General features: G+C 38.8%; 14 protein-coding genes. 9 read left to right on the forward strand and 5 right to left on the reverse strand.

The genetic code is table 11. The annotated features are described in order from the left end of the window. Positions 1-40 precede the first annotated feature (40 nt). Entirely contained in the window at positions 41-682 is a 642-nt protein-coding gene (locus ACTJKN_RS20180) for a GIN domain-containing protein (RefSeq protein WP_440827544.1), read from the reverse strand. Between the two features lie 290 nt (positions 683-972). Here ACTJKN_RS20180 and ACTJKN_RS20185 point away from each other — a divergent pair, with 290 nt between their 5' ends. The 4 genes from ACTJKN_RS20185 to ACTJKN_RS20200 all read left to right on the forward strand — a co-directional run bounded on the left by ACTJKN_RS20185 (position 973) and on the right by ACTJKN_RS20200 (position 5,891). Next, on the forward strand, positions 973-3,777 hold the full coding sequence (locus ACTJKN_RS20185) for an outer membrane beta-barrel family protein (RefSeq protein WP_440827545.1): 2,805 nt from the start codon (positions 973-975) through the stop codon (positions 3,775-3,777). 5 nt (positions 3,778-3,782) lie between these two features. Beyond that, complete coding sequence (locus tag ACTJKN_RS20190; protein ID WP_440827546.1) at positions 3,783-4,565, forward strand: GLPGLI family protein; 783 nt, start codon at positions 3,783-3,785, stop codon at positions 4,563-4,565. Between the two features lie 55 nt (positions 4,566-4,620). Then, the gene (locus tag ACTJKN_RS20195) at positions 4,621-5,190 is read left to right on the forward strand and encodes a Crp/Fnr family transcriptional regulator (RefSeq protein WP_440827547.1); all 570 of its coding nucleotides are present in this window, start codon (positions 4,621-4,623) and stop codon (positions 5,188-5,190) included. A gap of 266 nt (positions 5,191-5,456) precedes the next feature. Next, positions 5,457-5,891, forward strand: a complete 435-nt coding sequence (locus tag ACTJKN_RS20200) for a carboxymuconolactone decarboxylase family protein (RefSeq protein WP_440827548.1) — start codon at positions 5,457-5,459, stop codon at positions 5,889-5,891. 110 nt (positions 5,892-6,001) lie between these two features. Here ACTJKN_RS20200 and ACTJKN_RS20205 read toward each other — a convergent pair whose 3' ends face one another. Both ACTJKN_RS20205 and ACTJKN_RS20210 read right to left on the reverse strand, forming a co-directional pair. Then, the gene (locus ACTJKN_RS20205) at positions 6,002-7,186 is read right to left on the reverse strand and encodes a class I SAM-dependent rRNA methyltransferase (RefSeq protein WP_440827549.1); all 1,185 of its coding nucleotides are present in this window, start codon (positions 7,184-7,186) and stop codon (positions 6,002-6,004) included. 152 nt (positions 7,187-7,338) lie between these two features. Next, positions 7,339-8,349, reverse strand: a complete 1,011-nt coding sequence (locus tag ACTJKN_RS20210; RefSeq protein ID WP_440827550.1) for a LacI family DNA-binding transcriptional regulator — start codon at positions 8,347-8,349, stop codon at positions 7,339-7,341. Between the two features lie 264 nt (positions 8,350-8,613). On the opposite strand from ACTJKN_RS20210, the gene ACTJKN_RS20215 reads away from it, so the two are divergent. The 5 genes from ACTJKN_RS20215 to ACTJKN_RS20235 all read left to right on the forward strand — a co-directional run bounded on the left by ACTJKN_RS20215 (position 8,614) and on the right by ACTJKN_RS20235 (position 17,400). Next, a complete protein-coding gene (locus tag ACTJKN_RS20215; protein WP_440827551.1) occupies positions 8,614-11,844 on the forward strand; it encodes a SusC/RagA family TonB-linked outer membrane protein in 3,231 nt (1,076 codons plus the stop codon). 17 nt (positions 11,845-11,861) lie between these two features. Continuing rightward, on the forward strand, positions 11,862-13,706 hold the full coding sequence (locus ACTJKN_RS20220; protein WP_440827552.1) for a RagB/SusD family nutrient uptake outer membrane protein: 1,845 nt from the start codon (positions 11,862-11,864) through the stop codon (positions 13,704-13,706). A 13-nt stretch (positions 13,707-13,719) separates the two neighbouring features. Next, positions 13,720-15,366, forward strand: coding sequence for a DUF4957 domain-containing protein (locus tag ACTJKN_RS20225; protein WP_440827553.1), 1,647 nt, complete (start codon positions 13,720-13,722; stop codon positions 15,364-15,366). A 257-nt stretch (positions 15,367-15,623) separates the two neighbouring features. After that, complete coding sequence (locus tag ACTJKN_RS20230) at positions 15,624-16,643, forward strand: pectinesterase family protein (protein WP_440827554.1); 1,020 nt, start codon at positions 15,624-15,626, stop codon at positions 16,641-16,643. 16 nt (positions 16,644-16,659) lie between these two features. Continuing rightward, entirely contained in the window at positions 16,660-17,400 is a 741-nt protein-coding gene (locus ACTJKN_RS20235; RefSeq protein ID WP_440827555.1) for a rhamnogalacturonan acetylesterase, read from the forward strand. Between the two features lie 378 nt (positions 17,401-17,778). On the opposite strand, the gene ACTJKN_RS20240 is transcribed toward ACTJKN_RS20235, so the two are convergent. Together ACTJKN_RS20240 and ACTJKN_RS20245 are read right to left on the reverse strand one after the other, a co-directional pair. Continuing rightward, on the reverse strand, positions 17,779-19,404 hold the full coding sequence (locus ACTJKN_RS20240; RefSeq protein ID WP_440827556.1) for an NADP-dependent glyceraldehyde-3-phosphate dehydrogenase: 1,626 nt from the start codon (positions 19,402-19,404) through the stop codon (positions 17,779-17,781). A 117-nt stretch (positions 19,405-19,521) separates the two neighbouring features. Then, a complete protein-coding gene (locus ACTJKN_RS20245) occupies positions 19,522-20,961 on the reverse strand; it encodes an MFS transporter (RefSeq protein ID WP_440827557.1) in 1,440 nt (479 codons plus the stop codon). Between the last annotated feature and the right edge of the window lie 5 nt (positions 20,962-20,966).

A 20,966-nucleotide genomic window follows, 5' to 3' on the forward strand; every position in this document is an offset into this window, starting at 1 on the left:
TTAAATTCAGCGCATTTGTGGTAAAATATATGATGGAGGATTAGAATAGTCTTTCTAATAAATCTACCTGCAAATCATCATAGCGTGATTTATTGTTGTTTACTAAAATTGGTTTATCTGTTACTTTAATCGTGCTTTGCTGGGCAGTAAAATCGCCCATTTTAATTTCAGAACCCGATCCAATTAATGCTGAATGTATTTCAGAAAAACCTGTTAACTTTAATGATGCAGTATCTTTAACCGTAGTAGATAGGTTAACAATATTGGCTGTTATATCTGCTGATGCTTTGTCGTTTAGAACAACATTTAAATTTATCAGGTTAAAGTTCCCTACTGTATTTACTGTTGCTGTGTTTGATGCTTCAATGGCAGTTAAATTATTCACGTGGGCAATTACAGTTAAGGTATTTTTTTCAAAAGAACTGATTCTAAGTTCTCCTCCCTGCTGTTGTACCAAGGCATTTTTGGTATAATATTGATCATAAACTTCAACACTTTCTTTGGCATCCTGAACAAGGATCAATTTAACGTTTCCGGATACTACAATTTTACCGATATTTTTAACCTGAGTTATCGCGGTATAATTTGCATTGTTTTCTGTAGCGTTTGCTACTACTGTTGCGCTACTTATAGTAACCATTACTAATGCAGCTGCGAATAAATTTTTAATAGAAGTTCTCATGACTTTATATTTTATGTTGTGATATTTTTTTATTTAAATACCTAACTACTAGGTGATTTTGTAATTAAGACTGTGGTTTATCAAAAACGTTTCAGCGAGTTACCCGCTATTATACCATGAGCTTGTATTTATAGATGAACGCCGAATTAACCTATATGAAAAACGATTTGTTGTAAAACCTGAGAGATTAAAAGAATTGAGTATTAGGCAATAATGTTAAAAAAGGTTAAAGCATTATGCACAACTAACATATTAGTTTTATATTCGACAAACAAAACCAAATCCTATCTATGAAACGCCTATTACTCTCGTTGTGTCTTTTTGTTTTTATCTCCACTTATTCTAAAGCACAAAGCCTCCATACCATTAAAGGTCGAACGATTGATACTGCATCGACAACGCTTTTATCTGGAACCTCCATCGCTGTATTAAATGCAAAAGATTCTACATTGGTAAAATTTACCCGGGCAGCAGAAAATGGCTCATTCGAGCTTAGCGGAATTAAAAACGGGAAGTTTATCTTATTGGTTTCTTACCCTAAGTATGCAGATTTTGTAGATCATTTTACGCTCGATTCTACCACTCAGGTTAAAGATTATGGAAAGATTAATCTAACAGGGATGGCCAAAATTCTTGCCGATGTAATTATTAAAGGAAACAGAACAGCCATAAAAATTAAAGGCGATACGACAGAGTTTGATCCCAAAGCATATAATATCGAACCGAACTCAAAGGTTGAGGACCTCATTAAACAGTTTCCGGGCTTTCAGGTAGATAAAGATGGTAAAATTACGGCTCAGGGCAAAACAGTACCAAAGGTATTGGTAGATGGTGAAGAATTTTTTGGTGACGACCCAACACTGGTAACCAAAAATCTTCGGGCAGATATGGTAGAATCTGTTCAACTTTATGATAAAGCAAGCGATCAGGCTAGTTTTACAGGCATTGATGATGGCGAAAAAACCAAAACACTTAACATTAAACTTAAAGAAGATAAAAAGAACGGCTACTTTGGCAAAGTCCAGGGTGGTTATGGAACAAAAGATTTTTATCAGGGGCAGGGAATGTTTAATAAATTCTGGGGCAAAAAGAAATTTTCGGCCTATGGCATTTTGGGCAATAACGGAACAGTAGGTTTAGGTTGGGATGACCGCGATAAATACAGCGGATCGAGCAGCCTGACGATGAGTGACGACGGTGGAATGTATTTTAGTAGTGGAGGTGATGATTTTGATAGTTATGACGGACAATATAATGGTCAGGGTTTACCTGTAGCCAGAACCGGGGGCTTGCATTTTGATAACAAATGGAACAAAGACAAGGAATCGTTAAACACCAATTATAAAATTGGATCAATCAGGGTTCAGGGTGATAAAAACTCAATAAATCAGAACAATTTAGAATCGGGAGTACAGAATAACACCTCAAATGAATCATTTGACAATGACATGTTCAGACAAAAACTGGATGTGATGTATGAGCTAAAAATCGATACTACCCTAACCATGAAAGTTAATGTTGATGGCGCTTTGAAAAAAAGTAATACCTCAAACCATTTTGTAACTTCAACTTCCGGTGATAATGATAAATTCCTTAATTCATCAGACAGAACGCTAAGCAATGAGGTAGATGATCAAAGTTTTAACATGAACGTTTTATTCACCAAAAAATTAAAGAAAACAGGGCGTACATTATCATTAAACTTAAATCAATCGATCAACAAAAGTAATAGCGAAGGGTACTTAAATTCCTTTAATAAAAGAGCGGATACAGTTGGAACAGGAACAATAGATAGTCTTACCAATCAGTTAAAGACTAACGATATCACAAATAGTGCCTTTAAGTTAAATGCGGCTTACACTGAACCCCTTTCAAAAACCTTAACCGTAATTATTAACTATGGCCTAAGTTTAATGAACGGAAAATCAGATCGGTTATCATTTAATCAATCTGGAAGTGGCAGATATGATATTTTAGATACGCTCCACAGTAACAACTTTGAACTGAATCAGACCATCAACCAGGCAGGTGCAATTTTCAATTATAAAAAAGGTAAAACGGTTATCAATTTTGGATCGAAATTTAGTGGGGTAAATTTTAAGCAGGATGATATTTACCGTAACAAAACCTATGTAAGAAACTTTATTAATTATATGCCCCAGGCAACTTACCAATATCGTTTTTCTCAGCAAAAATCATTACGGATTAGTTATAATGGTAATACCAATCAGCCCTCACTTGATCAGCTTCAGCCCGTTAGAATAAATAACGATCCATTTAATGTTGTGGAAGGAAATCAAGATTTAAGACCATCATTCAGAAGCAATATTAATGCGAGTTATAATGCTTACAAAGTTTTAACTAACCAATCGGTTTGGTTAAGCGGCTCCTACAGCTTTACTGCAAATCCAATTATTAGTGATGTAACCACTAATAGTGTTGGTAAAAGCACTTATCGTTACATCAATTACAATGATAAAATGCAAACAAATTTCTATCTATATGGACAGATAAGCAGGAAAATAAACACACTTGGCGAAATAAATATAGGTTTAAATGCAAATGCAAACGGGAGTTCTTCTTATAACTTTATTACCACCGATTTAGGCAGAACCTTAAATAATACCAAAAACTATACCTACAATGGGGGCATCAATATTTCGAAATACAAAGATAAAAGTTATAGTTTTTATACCCGCTTTGGCCCATCGTATAATATGGCAAGAGCAAGTATTGGTAGGAATAGTGATGGATGGGGATGGACTGGTTATGCATCAGGTAATGTGCAACTACCAGGAAAATTTGAAATATCTACAGATGCAGAATACCAATACAACGGAAAAACACAAGTACTTGCCGAAAGTTTTGAGCGACTTATCTGGAATGCATCAGTAAGTAAAAAATTCTTCAAAGCAGAAAATTTAAGATTCTCAGCAACTGTAAATGATATTCTTAACCAGAATATCGGCTTCAACCGTTCGGCCAACAATACAACCATTAGCCAAAGCAGTTATACCACTATAAGGCGATATTTAATGTTCTCGGTATCATGGGATTTTAGCAAAATGGGCGGCGGTATTAAAACACAAAAATAATTATCATGAAAACTACACTGAAATATATCATTTTATTTGCTGTTATTTTCATCAGCAAGAGCTTATCCGCTCAAAATATACACTTCGTAAAAAATGGGGTGATCGAATTTGAGAAAAGGTCTAATATGTATGCTTTGATTAAAAAGAGGATTGATAAGGACAATGAAACTTATATGAAAGAGGCTTTTGAGCAATACAAGAAGAATAATCCTCAATTTAAAGTTGCCAAGAGCACACTTAGCTTTAACAGTGATAAAAGTTTATATAAATGGCCCACTATAGAAGAAACTGTAAATAACAACTGGTTATCAACAGATGTGCTGGCTGATTTAAAAAATACAATTGCTACAAATTTCGATTCGCAAACCAGTACTACACAAAAAAGTGTTTACGAGGATACTTATCTGGTTAAAGATAGCGTGCGTAAAATTAACTGGAAAATTACCGACGAAACAAGAGAAATTGCAGGTTACGAATGCCGCAGGGCAAATGCAATCATTATGGACTCGGTTTATGTTGTGGCTTATTATTCGAATCAGATTGCAGTTTCAGGCGGTCCAGAATCTTTTACCGGATTGCCTGGTATGATTTTAGGTTTAGCTTTACCCCACGAGAATGTAACCTGGTTTGCAACTAAAGTAACAGAAGTTGCCGTGCCAGAGAAAGATTTAGCACCCCCTACAAAAGGAAAGCCAACTGATAACAAAGGTTTAAAAGCAATATTACTTGGCGCGATGAAAAACTGGGGCGAATATGCACATCCGATATATAAGGCTTTTTCACTTTAAGATATTGATTCCGTTTTTATAATAATACCTATTTTAGCTAATCATTAGTAGAGCTATGTATAGTGCACTTTATAACCATATCAATAGATTTATAGATTTGAGTAGCGATGAACAAGAAACCCTTGCATCGCTACTCAAATCTTTTTCCGTTAAAAAGAAGGCTTTTCTATTAGAAGAAGGGCAAACCTGCAGGGCGAATTATTTTGTAGTAAAAGGCTGCCTGAGGCTTTATTTCATTGATATAAAGGGCGCTGAGCAAACCACACAGTTTGCCATCGAAAACTGGTGGATTACCGATCTAACCAGCTTTCTATTTCATGAGCAATCTGAATTTTATATCCAGGCGGCAGAAACCACCGAGGTGATTGCCATCGAACATCACCATTATGATGAGATGTTCCATAAACTCCCTAAGCTGGAAAGGTACTTCAGACTGATCTTGCAAAAAAACCATCAAGCTTCACAACGGAGGATAAAATTCCTGTACAGCCAAACAGCGGAGGAAAGATACCGTCATTTTAATAGTTTATTCCCTGAATTTGTACAGCGTGTGCCACAGTATATGCTGGCTTCTTACCTCGGCTTTACACCAGAATTTTTGAGTAAAATCAGGGCTAAGAAATAATCGTTTGTTAACCGCAGAACACACAGCGTTAACCTCATTTAACATGGGCCACGGAGACACAGAAAACACGGATAAATATAGTACGGGTATCGAAAAAGAAAACATATGATCTGTGAGGACAAAGACCCTGGAAACACTCCGTGTTAATCCGTGCTTCCGTAGCAAAAAAATGTGTCCTTTGCGTTAGCTAATCATTTCTTAAACTACATTAAGTTTTTTGCTCATTAAGTTGCAGACCTTTACATCGTAATCAAAAAACAAATAAAATGGAAAGTAGAATTGATATCCCAAAAGTAGAACCTGCAGCTTACCAAGCCATGTACGGTTTAGAGAAATATTTATCAACCAGCAAACTAGATCCAATTCTTTTAGAACTGATTAAAATGCGTGCATCGCAAATTAACGGCTGTGCATTTTGCTTAAATATGCACTCAACCGATGCCCGCAAAATAGGCGAAACCGAACAACGTTTGTATTTATTAAATGCCTGGAGAGAAACAACCTTATTTACGGCACAAGAAGAAGCTGTTTTGGCTTTAACAGAAGAAGTAACCTTGATTAGCCACCACGTTTCTGATGCAACTTATCAAAAAGCGACAAGCTTTTTTAACGAGCAGGAATTAGCACAGATTATTATGGCTATAGTTACCATTAATGCCTGGAACAGGCTGGCCATTACCGCTAAAGTGATGGTTGGATAACCAGATGCTGATTTCAGCTGATCACAAAGACACGATAACACCTGGTTAATATTCAAAATACCTTGGTGTTTTGTGTCTTTGTGCTTTAAAGTAGACCGGTAAGGGGTAATTTATAGCACCCTTAACAACAATCCCTTCAGGTATTCTCCTTCCGGAAAAGAAATGCGAACAGGATGATCTTCTGGTTGACAGAATTGTTTAATAATCTGAACTTCTTTGCCAGCATCAAGTGCCGCCCATGCGATGATCTGTTTAAAGGTTTCGATATCAACCGCTCCGGAACAAGAAAAAGTGGCCAATAAGCCCCCCTTTTCTAACAATAACATGCCTAAACGGTTTAAATCTTTATAAGCTCTTGCCGCGCGGTCTAATGCCGAACGCGATGGCGCGTATTTAGGTGGATCGAGCACTATCACATCAAATAATTCTCCCGATTCTTTGAAAGCCCTGAGCTGTTTATTTACATCTGATTGTATGGCTGTTACTTTATCCGTATCAAATTTGTTTAAGGCTACGTTTTGTTTTAGTGTTTCTACAGCCAAAGCCGAACTATCAACACTGGTAATGCTTGCAGCACCATTAGCCAAACTATTTAAGCTAAATCCACCGCTGTAACTAAAACAGTCTAAAACTTTTTTACCTTTTGTATAACTGGCTAAAATGTTTCTGTTATCTCGCTGATCGCAGTAAAATCCTGATTTTTGTCCTTCTGCGATATTAATGTGGTAAATAATTCCATTTTCTTTTACCTCCAAAAATTCTGGTGGGTTTTCGCCCCAGAGCAATCCGTTTTCGATGGGTAAACCTTCATGGGTACGCGCGGTAGCGTCACTTTTATCAAAGATTCCTTTTGGATTTAGCTCAGTTTTTAAAATTTCTACGATTTCTGCTTTCACTTTTTCGATTCCTGAACTTAAAATCTGAAGAGAAAGAAAATCAGCATATTGATCAACAATTAAACCTGGCAGGAAATCGGCTTCGCTAAAAACCAGTCGGCAGGTATTAGTGTGTTCGCCTAAAATAAACTGACGTGAAGCGATAGCCTGTTTTAAGCGGTTGTGGTACCAGCTGTTATCAATAGTTTGCACTTCATCCCATTCTAAAAGACGAACGGCAACACGCGAATTGCTGTTGTAATAACCATAGGCCAGAAATTCATTGTCGAAAGCAAAAACTTTTACTACATCACCATCTTCAGGTTTGCCCTTAACTTTCTCCAATGCTCCCGAAAATACCCATGGATGTCTCTGTAATGCCGCTTTTTCTTTGCCCTTTTTTAATGTGATTTCTACCATACTGCAAAGGTAATAATTTGTAGGGAGTTTGGTGTAGCGCGTTTGGCGCTAAGCGAAGGATGATAAATTTGGAGTTGAGGGTTAAGTTTAGCGTGCCATGCATCGGCCGCATACCGCTAAACGCCTTGCACAAATCGCCAACCGCTTGGCGCTCAGCGTTTCTTCACCAACTCTGTGTCCAAAACCTTGGTTTCAAACTCAGTTACGGGTCTTTTAGCTTCTATCATCGAGATTAACAGTTCGGTGGCTACCTGCCCCATTTCGAATGCGGGTTGTTTAACCGAGGTTAGAGATGGTGAAAACAATTCGACCAGGTTAGAATTTGTAAAACCCGCAATTGCGATTTTATGTGCCACCTCAGGGTTGGTTTTCTTTAGGGCCATAATACAACCGGTAGTTAAGCGGTCGCTCGAAATAAAAATCCCATCAGGCTGTAATGGCAAAAGTTCTTTAACCGCCTGTTCCAGCTCTGCACTGTGCATACCGCCATGCTGGCAATATTTAACCAGCTCAGGTCTAAATTCGATATGATATTTAGCCAGTGCCGCTTTATAACCTTCTAATCTTTCTTTTGTTATCGAAAGGTTTTCGGAATTTGTTAGATGGGCAATGGTTCTTTTTCCAGATAAAATAAGATGTTCTGTGGCATCAAAAGAACCTTTAAAATTATTCGCGATTACCTTATGGGTTTCAAAATCTTTAGGCACACGATCGAAAAAAACAATTGGTAAGCCCTTGGCATATAAACTCCGCAGGTAATCGATATCCTGCGTTTCAGACGATAGCGCGATCAACAAGCCATCAATAGAACGTGATGCAAGGTGCTCAACATTCAGTTTCTCCTGCTTATAAGATTCGTGACTTTGAGAGATGATAACGTGATAATCTTTATCATAAGCGATGGATTCAATACCATTTATCACCTGAGAAAAAAAGTTGTTGGCAATTTCGCTCACAATAATGCCGATAGAATAGCTACGGCGCTCCTTTAAACTTCTGGCGATTGGATTAGCGCGGTAATTAACCTTTTCGGCATAAGCTAAAACCAGTTTTTTGGTTTCCTCACTAATTTCGTAACGGTCTCTTAAAGCCCTGGAGACTGTTGAAGTTGACAATCCTAACGCTTTAGCAATATCCTTTATGGTAGATGTTTCAAATCTCATTTTCGTAGTGCGTACAAGTTACAAAAAATATCTCTTTAAGGGGATTGGATGAGCAACATTAATAAACGTCACATCTACGTTTTTGGGAACGTTTGCACAGTTTTTTAGTTAAATCTGGTTTCAATTGCTTTTTAGTTTGTAAAATTGTTACATCAACGTAACCAAATATAAACTAACTATAACACCCCGAAATAGAATTATATTCTATCTGCAAGCGATTGCAGCATCTTAAAAAACCAAATTACTTCAAATAAATAAATAACTATGAGCAGAGTTTTACTCTTTTTAGCACTTCTCTCTTTTTTTGGATTATCTGTTGCTCAAGCACAAAACAGACAATTAACAGGAACTGTAAAGGATAAATCTGATGGGCAGCCACTAATAGGCGTGAGTGTATCGATAAAGGATTCGAAAATTGGAGCCAGTACTGATGCGAATGGAGTTTACAAAATTACCATTCCGGCTAAAGGCGCCACCCTAGTTTTTACCTATGTAGGTTACAAAACAAAAAATGTTGCTGTAGGTGAGCAAAACAAAATAGACGTAACACTTGAAGAAGATGCCAACACTTTACAAGAGGTTACCGTAAACATCGGTTACGGATCTGTGCGTAAAGAAGCCTTAACGGGCTCAGTATCTTCCATTACCGGAAAAGATATTGATCAGTTCCCGGTAAGCACCGCAGCCCAGGCTTTGGCGGGTAAACTGGCAGGTGTATCGGTTACCACAACAGAAGGAAGCCCGGGCGCCGAAATTGTAATTAAAGTACGTGGTGGTAGCTCACTTACGGGTGATAATTCGCCATTGTACATTGTAGATGGAATCCAGGTTGAAAATGCATTATCGATTTTATCACCGAACGAAATCCAGTCTATTGATGTGTTAAAAGACGTGGCATCAACATCAATTTATGGCAGTAGGGGTGCTAATGGAGTAGTAATCATTACCACAAAAAGTGGTAAAAAAGGAAGGCCGATTGTTTCATTTGATGCTTATGCAGGTGCGCGGCAGATTGTAAACGAGCTGGATGTAATGAATCCTTATGAGTTTATTAAATATCAATATGAACTCTATAACAACAACACTAATCAGGATGTAAAAGATACTTTTACCAAAAAATATGGCACGTTTGAAGATCTGGACATTTACAAAAATATTCCAAATATCGATTGGCAGGACAAAGTTTTCGGCCGTCAGGCATGGAGCAATACTGAAGTTTTAAATCTATCAGGCGGTACTTCTAAAACCACTTACAATGTTTCGGTAAATAATACAAAAGAAGATGGCATTATGCTTAATTCTGGTTATCGGAGAACTTTTGCTTCGATGCGTTTGGATCATAAATTTTCAGACAAATTCAGGGTAGGCCTAAATGCCCGTTACAGCGGTCAGCGTATTGATGGGGTAGGAACAAGCTCTACGGGTTCGCAAGGTACTAACCGTTTAAGAAATTCGGTGCGTTATCAACCCTACTCTGGCGGAAGTGATTCTGGCGATCTGTTTGACGCAGATTATTTAACCACCGGATTAACTAACCCAATTACTTTGGCCAACCAGGAATTGAAATATGATTACCGCAACGATTTAATTTCGAGCGGTTATGTACAATATTCTATTCTTAAAAACTTAACAATAAAGAGTACCGTTGGTTATAACAGAACCAACAGGCATATTAACACCTTTAATGGCCCTGTAAGTAATGTGGCGAGAAACAATGCGGGTTTACCTGCCATCCAACTAGACACGGTAGCCCAAAAATCTTTTATCAATACCAACACCATTAACTATAAACCAAATCTCGGTAAAGACCATAGTTTAGATTTATTGGTAGGCCAGGAAATCAACATGGTCGATATCGATTCGAGAACAACAGTACTTAAATTTTTACCCATAAACATTTCTCCTGATGATGCTTTTGTGAGCAGCGCTCCGGCAAATACCATTCAGGATAGGCCAACTTCACTAATTTCTGGCACCAGACAGTTTTCGGTATTTAGCAGGGCCTCTTACGGCTTTAAAAATAAATACCTGGCCACTGTAAACTTCAGAACAGATGCTTCTTCATTATTTGCGGCAGGGAAACAATGGGGTTATTTTCCATCGGCACAGGTTGCCTGGAGGGTAACGGAAGAGAAATTTGTAAAAGATATGAACCTCGATTGGTTAGATAACTTTAAAGTTAGGTTTAGTTATGGTGCAGCAGGGAACAACCGCATCGGTCAGGATTTATTTAGAACTTTGTTTTACCTAAGTTCTACCACCGGTGGTTATGCTGATACAGATGGCTCAGTATCAACTGGTTTAATTTCAGGTACAGCTACAGGAAATATTTTATCTAACCCGAACATTACCTGGGAAACCAATATTTCTAAAAACCTGGGTATTGATATCGATTTATTTAAAAACAAGTTATCGCTTAATTTGGATTATTACGACAACAGAACAAAAAACCTGCTTTTAAATGCAAATGTACCACAAACTACGGGATACGCTACTCAACAGCAAAATGTGGGTAAAACCAAAAATACAGGTTTCGAACTGCAATTGAATTACCAGGCGATTAAAACACGCAACTTTAGTTACAATACCAGTTTCAACATTTCATTCAACAAGAACAAAATTGTCGAACTGCAAAATGGCGTAAATTCATACATCACACAATCAGGCTGGGTAAACAGCTTAGGCGATTTTAAAGTCGAAGTAGGCCAGCCGGTTGGTCAGTTTTACGGTTTTGTTTCGGACGGACGATATACTGTTGATGATTTCACCTACGTCCAAAATACAACTACTGGTGCTTATACCTATACACTTAAGCCAACTGTTGCAAATAGCAGGGTATTATTGGGTAACCGTGATCCTCAGCCAGGCGACATGAAGGTTCAAAAATTATCGTCTTCATCAAGTATGATGATCGGGGATGACGACAGAACGGTTTTAGGTACAGCACAGCCAAAATTCACTGGCGGCTTCAACAATCAATTTGCCTATAAAAATTTCGATCTAACTGTATTTGTAAACTTTAGCTATGGAAGCAAGGTGTACAACGCCAACAAAATAGAGTTTACCTCTCAATACAACGTAAAAGACAACAATTTACTTGCGGTGATGAACGATCGCTGGCAGAACTTTGATGCCAACGGGGTGAAAGTAACCGATCCGGCAGTATTAACTGCAATGAATGCTAATACTTCCTTATGGACACCAACTGGAGGAAATTACGCCTTAACCTCTTATGCCATCGAAAACGGATCTTTTTTAAGAATCAGCAATGTAACACTGGGCTATAGCCTACCACAAAGTGTAATCAAAAAAACAGGGTTTATATCCAAATTAAGGGTATACGGAACAGTTAATAACTTATATACGATAACGGGCTATACAGGGTATGATCCTGAAGCAAACACCCGTAGATCGAATCCGCTTACGCCAGGTATAGATTACGCTGCCTATCCGCGCAGCAGATATATCCTTGCTGGTATCAACATGGTATTTTAACCTCAACATTAAAGAAAATGAACAATAAATTTATAAAATCGGCTTTAATGGTAATTGCTGTTGGAGCATTGAGCATAACCACTTCCTGTAAAAAGTATTTAGATGTACAATCGCCATCTACTTCAAGTCCGGACGTTGTATTTGAAAGTACAGCCAACACCAATGCGGCAATTATTGCGGTTTACAACCGCCTTTGCGGTGATAATGGTTACGGAAGCCGTATATCTACACTATTTGGTTTAACCGCTGATGATTTTAAAACCTCGGGGAGTTATAGCTCTTCCGATCGCAGGGGAATTAGCATGTATGGTGCAAGTTCAGACAATACCGATTTGGTCAATCCATTTTTACAACTCTATTCGGGCGTAGAACGTGCAAACATCTGCATCAAATTTATCCCGGCTTCTAATCTTTATACCAATGGTTCTGAGGCTGACAAAACAATTATGAAACGCTATTACGGCGAGGCTTTAACTTTAAGGGCACAGTTTCTTTATGAGCTGATCCGTAACTGGGGTGATGTTCCTGCGTCTTTCGTGCCTTCTGCAGATGCCGAAACATTGTATGGCCCAAATGTAGACCGCAATAAAACCTATGATCGGATCATCGCCGATTTAAAGATGGCTGAGGACCTGGTGCCATGGAGAAGTGGAATTTCTGAATATGGCAGTTTCCGTTATACCAAAGGTGCAATTAAAGGTTTAAGGGCCCGTATCGCCTTAGCCCGAGGTGGTTATTCTTTAAGATCGGCCAACCATACTATGGAACGCAGTGCTGATTATTTAACTTATTATAAAATTGCTTTTGATGAGTGTTTGGATATCATGAACCACCGTTCGGAGCATAGCCTGAATCCGGTTTATGAAAATGTATTCAAAACCTTGCATACCACAACCCGGTATGATGATGCCCACGAACTGATGTTTGAGGTGGGTGCTTTTGGTGGCAATGCTTCTACTGATAGTAAATTAGGCTATTATAATGGTATCCGCTTTAACTCTGCCTCAACTTTTGGTTCAGGTGGCGGTGGGATGAATGCTATCCCTACTTACTTTTACGAATTTGATGTAACCAAAGACTGCCGCAGGGATGTAACCATCGGTGTTTTCGAAATTACCGCAACATCAAAGAAAATTATCAATACCCTGTTTAACATGACCGATGGAAAATTCCGTAAATCATGGACAGCTTTTAACAATTCTTCTGCTGCTCAAACTTTCGGGGTGAACTGGCCAATGTTACGTTTTGCCGATATATTATTAATGTATGCAGAAGCTGATAATGAAATTAACGGAGCGCCATCTGCAACTGCGGTTGCGGGCTTGCAAGAAGTACAGAAACGTGCTTATGCTGGCTTTGAAGGTCAAATCCCGGTAACACCAATGGATAAAAACAACTTTTTTACTGCTATTGTGAAAGAACGGTTATTGGAATTTGGAGGAGAAGGTATCCGTAAATATGATTTAATCCGCTGGAATTTATTGGGCAGTAAATTTGAAGAAACACGCACTAAAATACGTGCTTTGATTGCAGGAACGGGCGATTATGCCAGTGTACCAAATTATGTTTATGCAAAAGAGGGGAATTACTTGTTGGGAACGAGCGTAAACGAAGTAGCCACACTCGATCTCTATGGTGGTGTACCAAATAATGTGTTTGCCTCACCAGGATTAAACACCTCAACAGCGCCGAGCGGATATACCACTAAAAACTGGAGAAAGGCTGTTACAGAAGAAAACTCCATAACTAGCACTTCTACGGGAATTGCTTTTTACTTCGAAGCAAATAAAAAGGAACTTTTCCCATACCCTAAAACAACATTGATCGAAAATCCGAGCATGGCTCAAAACTTTGGTTATTAATTAGATATTAATTATGAAAACATTTATAAATCAATTAGGGTTTAAATTCGTCGTTTTATTATTGATGGTTGCGGTAATTTCTTCATGCAAAAAGGAAGAAGATATTCCAACAGAACCAGCACGGATATTTAAGCCAAGCGATGTAAAAATTATCGCTGGCGAAACTTCAGCGAAATTAACCTGGACAGTTCCTTTAATGTCGACTGGAAAAACCTTTAAATACAGTATCGATTTCTCAACAGATTCGCTGTTTGCTACAGTGAATTACACCACTACAGCCGATACGGCAGGTGTAACGGTAACTGAAGAGAATTTAGCGGTAAGAACCAAATATTACGCAAGGGTTAAAGCCAACGCAACCGAAAGCCAGCCTGAATCGAAATATATACGTAGCAGCGTTTTTCAGTTAACCGGAATTCAACTTTTTGCAGCAATCAGAGATAATGAAATTAAAGAGAATAACATTACACTGCGTTATACCCCAACCGTTGGTTTAACATCCATTGTTTTAAGCCCTGAAAGCGGAACCGCAACCACAATAACCTTGAGTAGCACCGATGCCTCCGCAGGATTAAAAGCCATAACAGGATTAACAGCAGGAACAAAATATACCGCCGAACTATTTGCAGGAACGAAAAGCAAAGGAATTGCCACTTTTACTACTCTTTCACCAACCACATATACGGTAAAATTAAATCCTGGTGATGACCTGGCTGCTGCGATTACCAGTGCGGCAAATGGCGCAATTATTGGTTTAAATCCAGGCACCTATACCTTATCGGCCACCACTTTCATCACCCAAAAAACCATTACCATAAAATCAATATCAGGCAACCCAACCGATACAAAGGTAAATTATAGAGAAATTGATTTAGAGGGTACTGGTGCAGGCGTAACGCTTTCCGGTATTGAGTTTGATGGAACAGCCAGCGCATCGCTTTATTTCCTTAATTTTATTGGTACACAGGCAGCCAATGGTGCAGCAGCAACTTTTACCAATGTAGTGGTGGATAACTGTATTGCACATGGCTCCGTAACGTCGTTTTTAAGAGGCGATAGGGGCACGGCCGCCCGCGATTTTAAAATCACAGGCATTACGGTTAATAACTCAATTGTTTACGACATGGGCTTAAATGGTTCATCTGCATATTATACTTTTCACCTAAATAAAATGCAGTTTAATAACCTTACCATATCTAAATCTACTTTTTACAATGCAGGCCCTGGTCTGGTTACAGCGAGCACCACTTACACAGGAGATGTTACCCCGACAGTTGCGATCACGAATTCGACCTTTAATGGTTTTGGTGGCAATGCGAAGTACGCCCTGTTAGATGCAAATGCAAACCCGATTAACTTTACCATTTTAAACAGCATTTTTGCCAATACACCAAAATCGGGTACGGTTAACGCTGCTGCCATCAGGGGCACAGGTGCAGGAAGTACATTAAAGATTTCGAACAGTAATTACTTCAACCTGTTCAGCGCCCTAACCGGCGGAACAGCACTAACTTTTGGAACAGCAACTTTGTCCAGTAATCAAAGCATAAACACAGGCTGGACAACCACAACTACTGATTTTACCTTAGCTGCTGGTTCACCTTTAAGAAGTGCGGGAAGCACCGGAGGGCCAATCGGCGATCCAAGGTGGACATACTAACAAAAATTATAGGGCAGGTTTTAATCTGCCCTTTTTAATGAGAATATCTCTCGATAGGATATATATCTAAAGATTCCATAGAAAAATCATCATCTCGACCGGAGCATCGCGAAGTGTTCCTAAGGAACTCCTTCGGAGGAGAGATCTGCCCAGATAGATCTCTCGGCTACGTTGCACTGCGCTTGAGATGAAGACTCTTGGTAATGACAATCCAGGAGTTGTTAAATAAAATTAAATTCAGATCTTTATTGACCAAAATGAAAAGAATATCCTGTTTTAAGCTGATCACACTACTTTTTATAAGTACCTTTTCTATTCTTTACGCCCATGCCCAAGATCCTAAATACCCTTCCGAAATAACCGTTGCACAGGATGGCAACGGAAATTACAAAACCATCCAGGAAGCTGTAAATTCAGTGAGGGATTTAGGCGAGAAAGCAGTTAAAATTTATGTTAAAAACGGAACCTATAAAGAGAAGCTGATTATTCCCTCCTGGAAGATCAAAATTTCTATTATCGGAGAGGATACTGAAAATACCATCATCACCTTTGATGATTACTCAGGGAAGTCCAATTCATCAGGTAAGGATGCTTTTGGCAATGCTAAATTCAGCACTTATACCTCATTCACAGTACTTGTTCAGGGAAATGATATCCAGCTTGAAAATTTAACCATTATCAACTCATCAGGAAGAGTCGGACAGGCGGTAGCTTTACATGTAGAAGGCGATCGTTTTAAAGCAAAAAAATGCAGATTTTTAGGTAATCAGGATACACTATATGCCGCGGTTGAAAATAGCCGGCAATACTATCAGGATTGTTATATTGAGGGCACAACTGATTTTATTTTCGGCAAGGCTACGGTAGTCTTTCAAAATTGTACTATCAAAAATCTAAGCGATTCTTATATTACCGCAGCTTCAACCTCAGCGACACAAAAGTTTGGATTTGTTTTTATAAATTGTACGCTCATTGCAGATGAAACTGTAACAAAGGCTTATCTCGGCAGACCCTGGAGGCCTTATGCAAAAACGGTATTCATCAGCTGCGATCTGGGCAAACATATTTTACCCGAAGGTTGGAATCCATGGAAAGGCGATCTGATGTTCCCAAATAAGGAATTGACCGTTTTTTATGCAGAATATAAAAGTAAGGGCGATGGCGCATCACCTAAAACAAGGTTGCCCTGGACAAAACAATTAACAGATAAAGAGGCAAAAAACTACACTTTAAAAAATATACTAGGTGGAATGGATCAATGGAATCCCGCCAAATAAAATAATTGATAAAAACATGAACAGGAATTTCTTTAAAATCTTAGCGGCAGGAACTATAGTCGTTTTATTTTCTTTTACATTCATCCCAAAGAAAACAAAACTCTATATCATTGGCGACTCTACCGCAGCAAATAAAGAAGAAAAGGCGTATCCGGAAACAGGCTGGGGCATGGCATTACAATCTTATTTTAAGGCTGATGTTACTGTTGATAACCGGGCTTTAAACGGAAGGAGTACAAAATCTTTCAGGGCAGAGAAACGCTGGGACCCAATATTGGCCGAGTTAAACCCAGGCGATTATGTTTTCATCGAATTCGGGCATAACGATGAGAAAGTTGATAAACCAGCTGTCGGTGTATCCTTAGCAGATTTCAAGATCAATCTGGTTAATTATGTAAAAGAAACCAGAAGCAAAAAAGCTTTCCCGGTTTTACTTACGCCAATTTCACGCAGAAGCTTTAAAAATGGAGTTTTGATGGATTCACATGGCGATTATCCACGCATAACCCGCCTGGTAGCTGATTCGTTAAATGTACCATTGATCGATATGCTGGTGAAAACAGAAAGTTTATTAAACCGCTTAGGTGAAGAACCATCCATTAAATTATTCAATTACGTTGATTCGGGAAATGTGAACTACCCAAATGGCAAGAAAGACAATACACACTTAAGCCCTGAGGGGGCTAAACAAGTTGCAGGTTTAGTGGTAAAAGGGATTAAAGAGTTAAAGTTGAGCTTGGTGAAGAGTTTGAAGTAAATAATCGTTTTCAAATGAATTTTACCACAGATGCACACTGATAAACACAGATGTTTTATAGTACACGCTTTTGCCACGGAAGCACAGAACACACGGAATTGGGTGTTTTAAAAATCGTCCTCGTTTGTAACGAGGATGCATGAGAAAGGCGATTGTATCGCCGATAAATAGCGCATTACCCGCATTACAAATGCGGATCTCGCAAATCCTCGTTACAAACGAGGACTATATAAAACTATTTAAAAATGTCATTGCGAAAAGGCTTTTCAGCCGAGAACCTGTCCAGACCTTTCGAGGAAGCAATCTTCTAGAATTGACAATTAATTCTTCGTGTTAAGATTGCTTCGTCGTTCCTCCTCGCAATGACGATTATCCTTATTAAAAAATATACTTCGTACTTAAAAAGTTCGAATCATCTCCTTTAACAATTTCGTTCAATAACTTTTTATTATCATCTGTAAATTTGGTTGCTACCAAAGAACGGATCGAGAACGAACGCAATGCATCCACTACAGAAAGTGTTCCTTCAGCACTGTCTTTACGACCGGTAAAAGGGAAAGCATCTGGACCACGTTGACATTGGCAGTTGATATTTACACGACTTACCTGGTTAACCAAAGGATCGATCAATGAAGAAATTACCGCAGCGTTGTTGCTAAAAATACTCACCTGCTGGCCATGTGGCGAACCAATTAAATATTCTATAGGTTCTTCCAGATCATCAAACGGAACAACTGGAACAATCGGACCAAACTGCTCTTCGCGGTATAGTTTCATATTGCTGTTTACCGGATACATAATGGCTGGATAAACAAAAGTTTCTAAGGTTTGTCCACCATTTTTATTGATCACTTTTGCGCCATGCGAAACTGCATCATCAATACATTCCTTTAAGTATTCAGGTTTGTTCAGCTCAGGCAGTGGTGTAAGGTTTACGCCTTTCTCCCATGGCATGCCAAATTTCAGTTTCTCTACTTCGGCAGATAAACGTTTTAAAAACTCCTGTGCTAAACTACGGTGAACATAAACGATTTTAATCGCAGTACAACGCTGTCCGTTAAAAGAAAGCGAACCCAGAACCGTTTCAGAAACCGCTAAATCAAGATTGGCATCTTTAGTAATAATTGCAGCATTTTTAGCATCCAAACCTAAAATTGCCCTTAAACGGTTCACTTTAGGGTGCAGTTTCTTCAATTCGTTGGCTACTTTACTCGATCCGATTAAAGTAAGTACATTAATTTTTCCCGATTTCATTAGTCCCGGTACAATGGTATTGCCACGGCCATAAATGGTATTTACAACCCCTTTAGGAAAGCTGGAACGGAAAGCCTCTAATAAAGGATAGTGCAATAAAGTACCGTGTTTAGGTGGTTTGAATAAAAGCGTATTGCCCATAATCAAAGCCGGGATAAGCGTAGTAAAAGTCTCGTTTAACGGATAGTTGAACGGCCCCATACAAAGCACCACACCCAGTGGAGAACGGCGTACCTGGGCAACAATTCCCTGCTCAATTTCAAAACGCGACGATTGCCTATCGATATCTTTCAATGCATCGATGGTTGCATAGATATACTCAACCGTACGATCGAATTCTTTAACCGAATCGGCATAAGATTTACCGATTTCCCACATAATTAATTTCGCAACAATTTCCTTTTGCTCAATCATTTTATGAGTGAAGTTTTCCACACAGCTAATCCGATCGGCAACGCTCATGGTTGGCCATTGCCCACGGCCGTTATCATAAGCGGCTACAGCTGCATCTAAAGCTTCAGTCGACTCTTTTTCTGTACAAACAGGAAAACTACCAATACGCTTTCGTTTTAGGCCTTCAGGGGTTTTTATGCATACCGGAGAAAACACTTCATTAAATGGTCCATTCCATGGCTTCATCTCTCCATTTGAAAGAAACTCTTTTTGATTGATTTCTTCCTTAAGCCTAAATTCATCTGGAATCTGGCTTTCTTCAACGAAAATACTTTCGAGGTTTAGCGATGTACTCAATTTGGGTTGTTGTTAGGGTTAAATTAATGTTAAGTCTATGGTTTAAGTATAGATTTATTGTTTTAAAAAAAGCCGGGTATCAGGATAGTTTACGCTCCTTTAGCCCCGGCCTTTAGTCTATTTTAGTTCGATAACTTTATATTTTGGCACTAAGGTTTTCATTACAGTCCAGCCGATGAGGTAACATACCGCACAGATAGAGAAGATGATAAAATAACCTGCTTCTTCACCTTTAAAGCCCATAAAAACAATCTCGTTTTTGCCTGTATAATCAAACAATAAACCAGACCCTTTATTGATAATGAAAGAGCCCAATCCACCTGCCATACCGCCAATACCCGTAATGGTAGCAATTGCCTTTTTAGGGAACATATCGCCAACGGTTGAAAATATATTTGCCGACCATGCCTGGTGAGCCGCACCTGCAATACCGATAATGATTACCGGAATCCAATAGGTAATGTGCCCAAGAGGTTGTGCCGCTAAGGCTAAAAGCGGGAAAAATGCAAAAATCAGCATTGCTCTCATTCTACCTTCATACGGGTTCATGCCTTTTTTATCAACGAAATAGGTTGGTAACCATCCACCGATAATAGACAGTAAGGTAATCATGTAAAGTACAAATAAAGGAAGTGCACTTTGCGTAGAATCCATTCCATAAACAGATTTTAAATAGGCAGGTGTCCAGAATAAAAAGAACCACCACACCCCATCTGTCATAAATTTACCGAAAGCAAAAGCCCAGGTTTGTTTATATTTAAAACAGTCTATAAAAGAAACTTTTTCTTTAGTCTCTTCTACATAGTCAGCCATTTTACGATCGTTGATCACATCCTGCTGAATATAGGCCAACTCTTCAGGGCTAACTCTTTTATGCAGCTCTGGTTTGTTATACACAAACACCCATAGCCCCATCCATACAAAACCAAGTGCACCGATAATGATGAACGACATTTCCCATCCATAAGCTTTTGCAATAAAAGGGATGGTAATCGGTGCAGCTAGTGCACCAACAGTAGCGCCTGCATTGAAAATACTGGTTGCAAATGCCCTGTCTTTTTTAGGGAAGTATTCGGCCGTAGCTTTAATTGCAGCAGGAAAATTTCCTGCCTCTCCAACAGCCAATACAAAACGGGCAAAAATAAACAGGGTAACACTTACCGAAACAATTAATCCGGTATCGTTAACACGGGCAATAACTTCTTTAGCACCCTCAAATCCTACAAACCAGTTTCCATTGATGATCCCGGCAGTTGCAATGCCGCAAAAGGCATGTAAACAGGCCCCAACAGACCAGACGCCTATTGCCCATAAAAAACCTTTTTTGGTATCTAGTTTATCAACCAAACGACCTGCAAAAAGCATCGATATCGCATAGAAAATAGAGAACAGGGCGGTTATATTTCCATAATCATTATTATCCCAATGAAATTCTGGTTTAATAAAATCTGTCCAGGTTAAAGAAAGTACCTGCCTGTCTAAATAATTTATGGTCGTAGCTAGAAATAACAGCAAACATATGGTCCATCTGTATTTGCTTGTTTTGGGTTGGTTCATTTGGT

This window comes from Pedobacter sp. 22163 (assembly GCF_052045595.1).
In the GTDB taxonomy this organism is placed as follows: Bacteria; Bacteroidota; Bacteroidia; order Sphingobacteriales; family Sphingobacteriaceae; genus Pedobacter.

What these genes read in the sequence shown, in the direction of transcription:
- ACTJKN_RS20215 (WP_440827551.1), top strand. Translation starts at nt 8,614, where the DNA reads ATGAGCAGAGTTTTACTCTTTTTAGCACTTCTCTCTTTTTTTGGATTA.
- ACTJKN_RS20185 (WP_440827545.1), top strand. Translation starts at nt 973, where the DNA reads ATGAAACGCCTATTACTCTCGTTGTGTCTTTTTGTTTTTATCTCCACT.
- ACTJKN_RS20180 (WP_440827544.1), bottom strand. Translation starts at nt 682, where the DNA reads ATGAGAACTTCTATTAAAAATTTATTCGCAGCTGCATTAGTAATGGTT.
- ACTJKN_RS20235 (WP_440827555.1), top strand. Translation starts at nt 16,660, where the DNA reads ATGAACAGGAATTTCTTTAAAATCTTAGCGGCAGGAACTATAGTCGTT.
- ACTJKN_RS20190 (WP_440827546.1), top strand. Translation starts at nt 3,783, where the DNA reads ATGAAAACTACACTGAAATATATCATTTTATTTGCTGTTATTTTCATC.
- ACTJKN_RS20230 (WP_440827554.1), top strand. Translation starts at nt 15,624, where the DNA reads ATGAAAAGAATATCCTGTTTTAAGCTGATCACACTACTTTTTATAAGT.
- ACTJKN_RS20245 (WP_440827557.1), bottom strand. Translation starts at nt 20,961, where the DNA reads ATGAACCAACCCAAAACAAGCAAATACAGATGGACCATATGTTTGCTG.
- ACTJKN_RS20220 (WP_440827552.1), top strand. Translation starts at nt 11,862, where the DNA reads ATGAACAATAAATTTATAAAATCGGCTTTAATGGTAATTGCTGTTGGA.
- ACTJKN_RS20210 (WP_440827550.1), bottom strand. Translation starts at nt 8,349, where the DNA reads ATGAGATTTGAAACATCTACCATAAAGGATATTGCTAAAGCGTTAGGA.
- ACTJKN_RS20200 (WP_440827548.1), top strand. Translation starts at nt 5,457, where the DNA reads ATGGAAAGTAGAATTGATATCCCAAAAGTAGAACCTGCAGCTTACCAA.
- ACTJKN_RS20225 (WP_440827553.1), top strand. Translation starts at nt 13,720, where the DNA reads ATGAAAACATTTATAAATCAATTAGGGTTTAAATTCGTCGTTTTATTA.
- ACTJKN_RS20205 (WP_440827549.1), bottom strand. Translation starts at nt 7,186, where the DNA reads ATGGTAGAAATCACATTAAAAAAGGGCAAAGAAAAAGCGGCATTACAG.
- ACTJKN_RS20195 (WP_440827547.1), top strand. Translation starts at nt 4,621, where the DNA reads ATGTATAGTGCACTTTATAACCATATCAATAGATTTATAGATTTGAGT.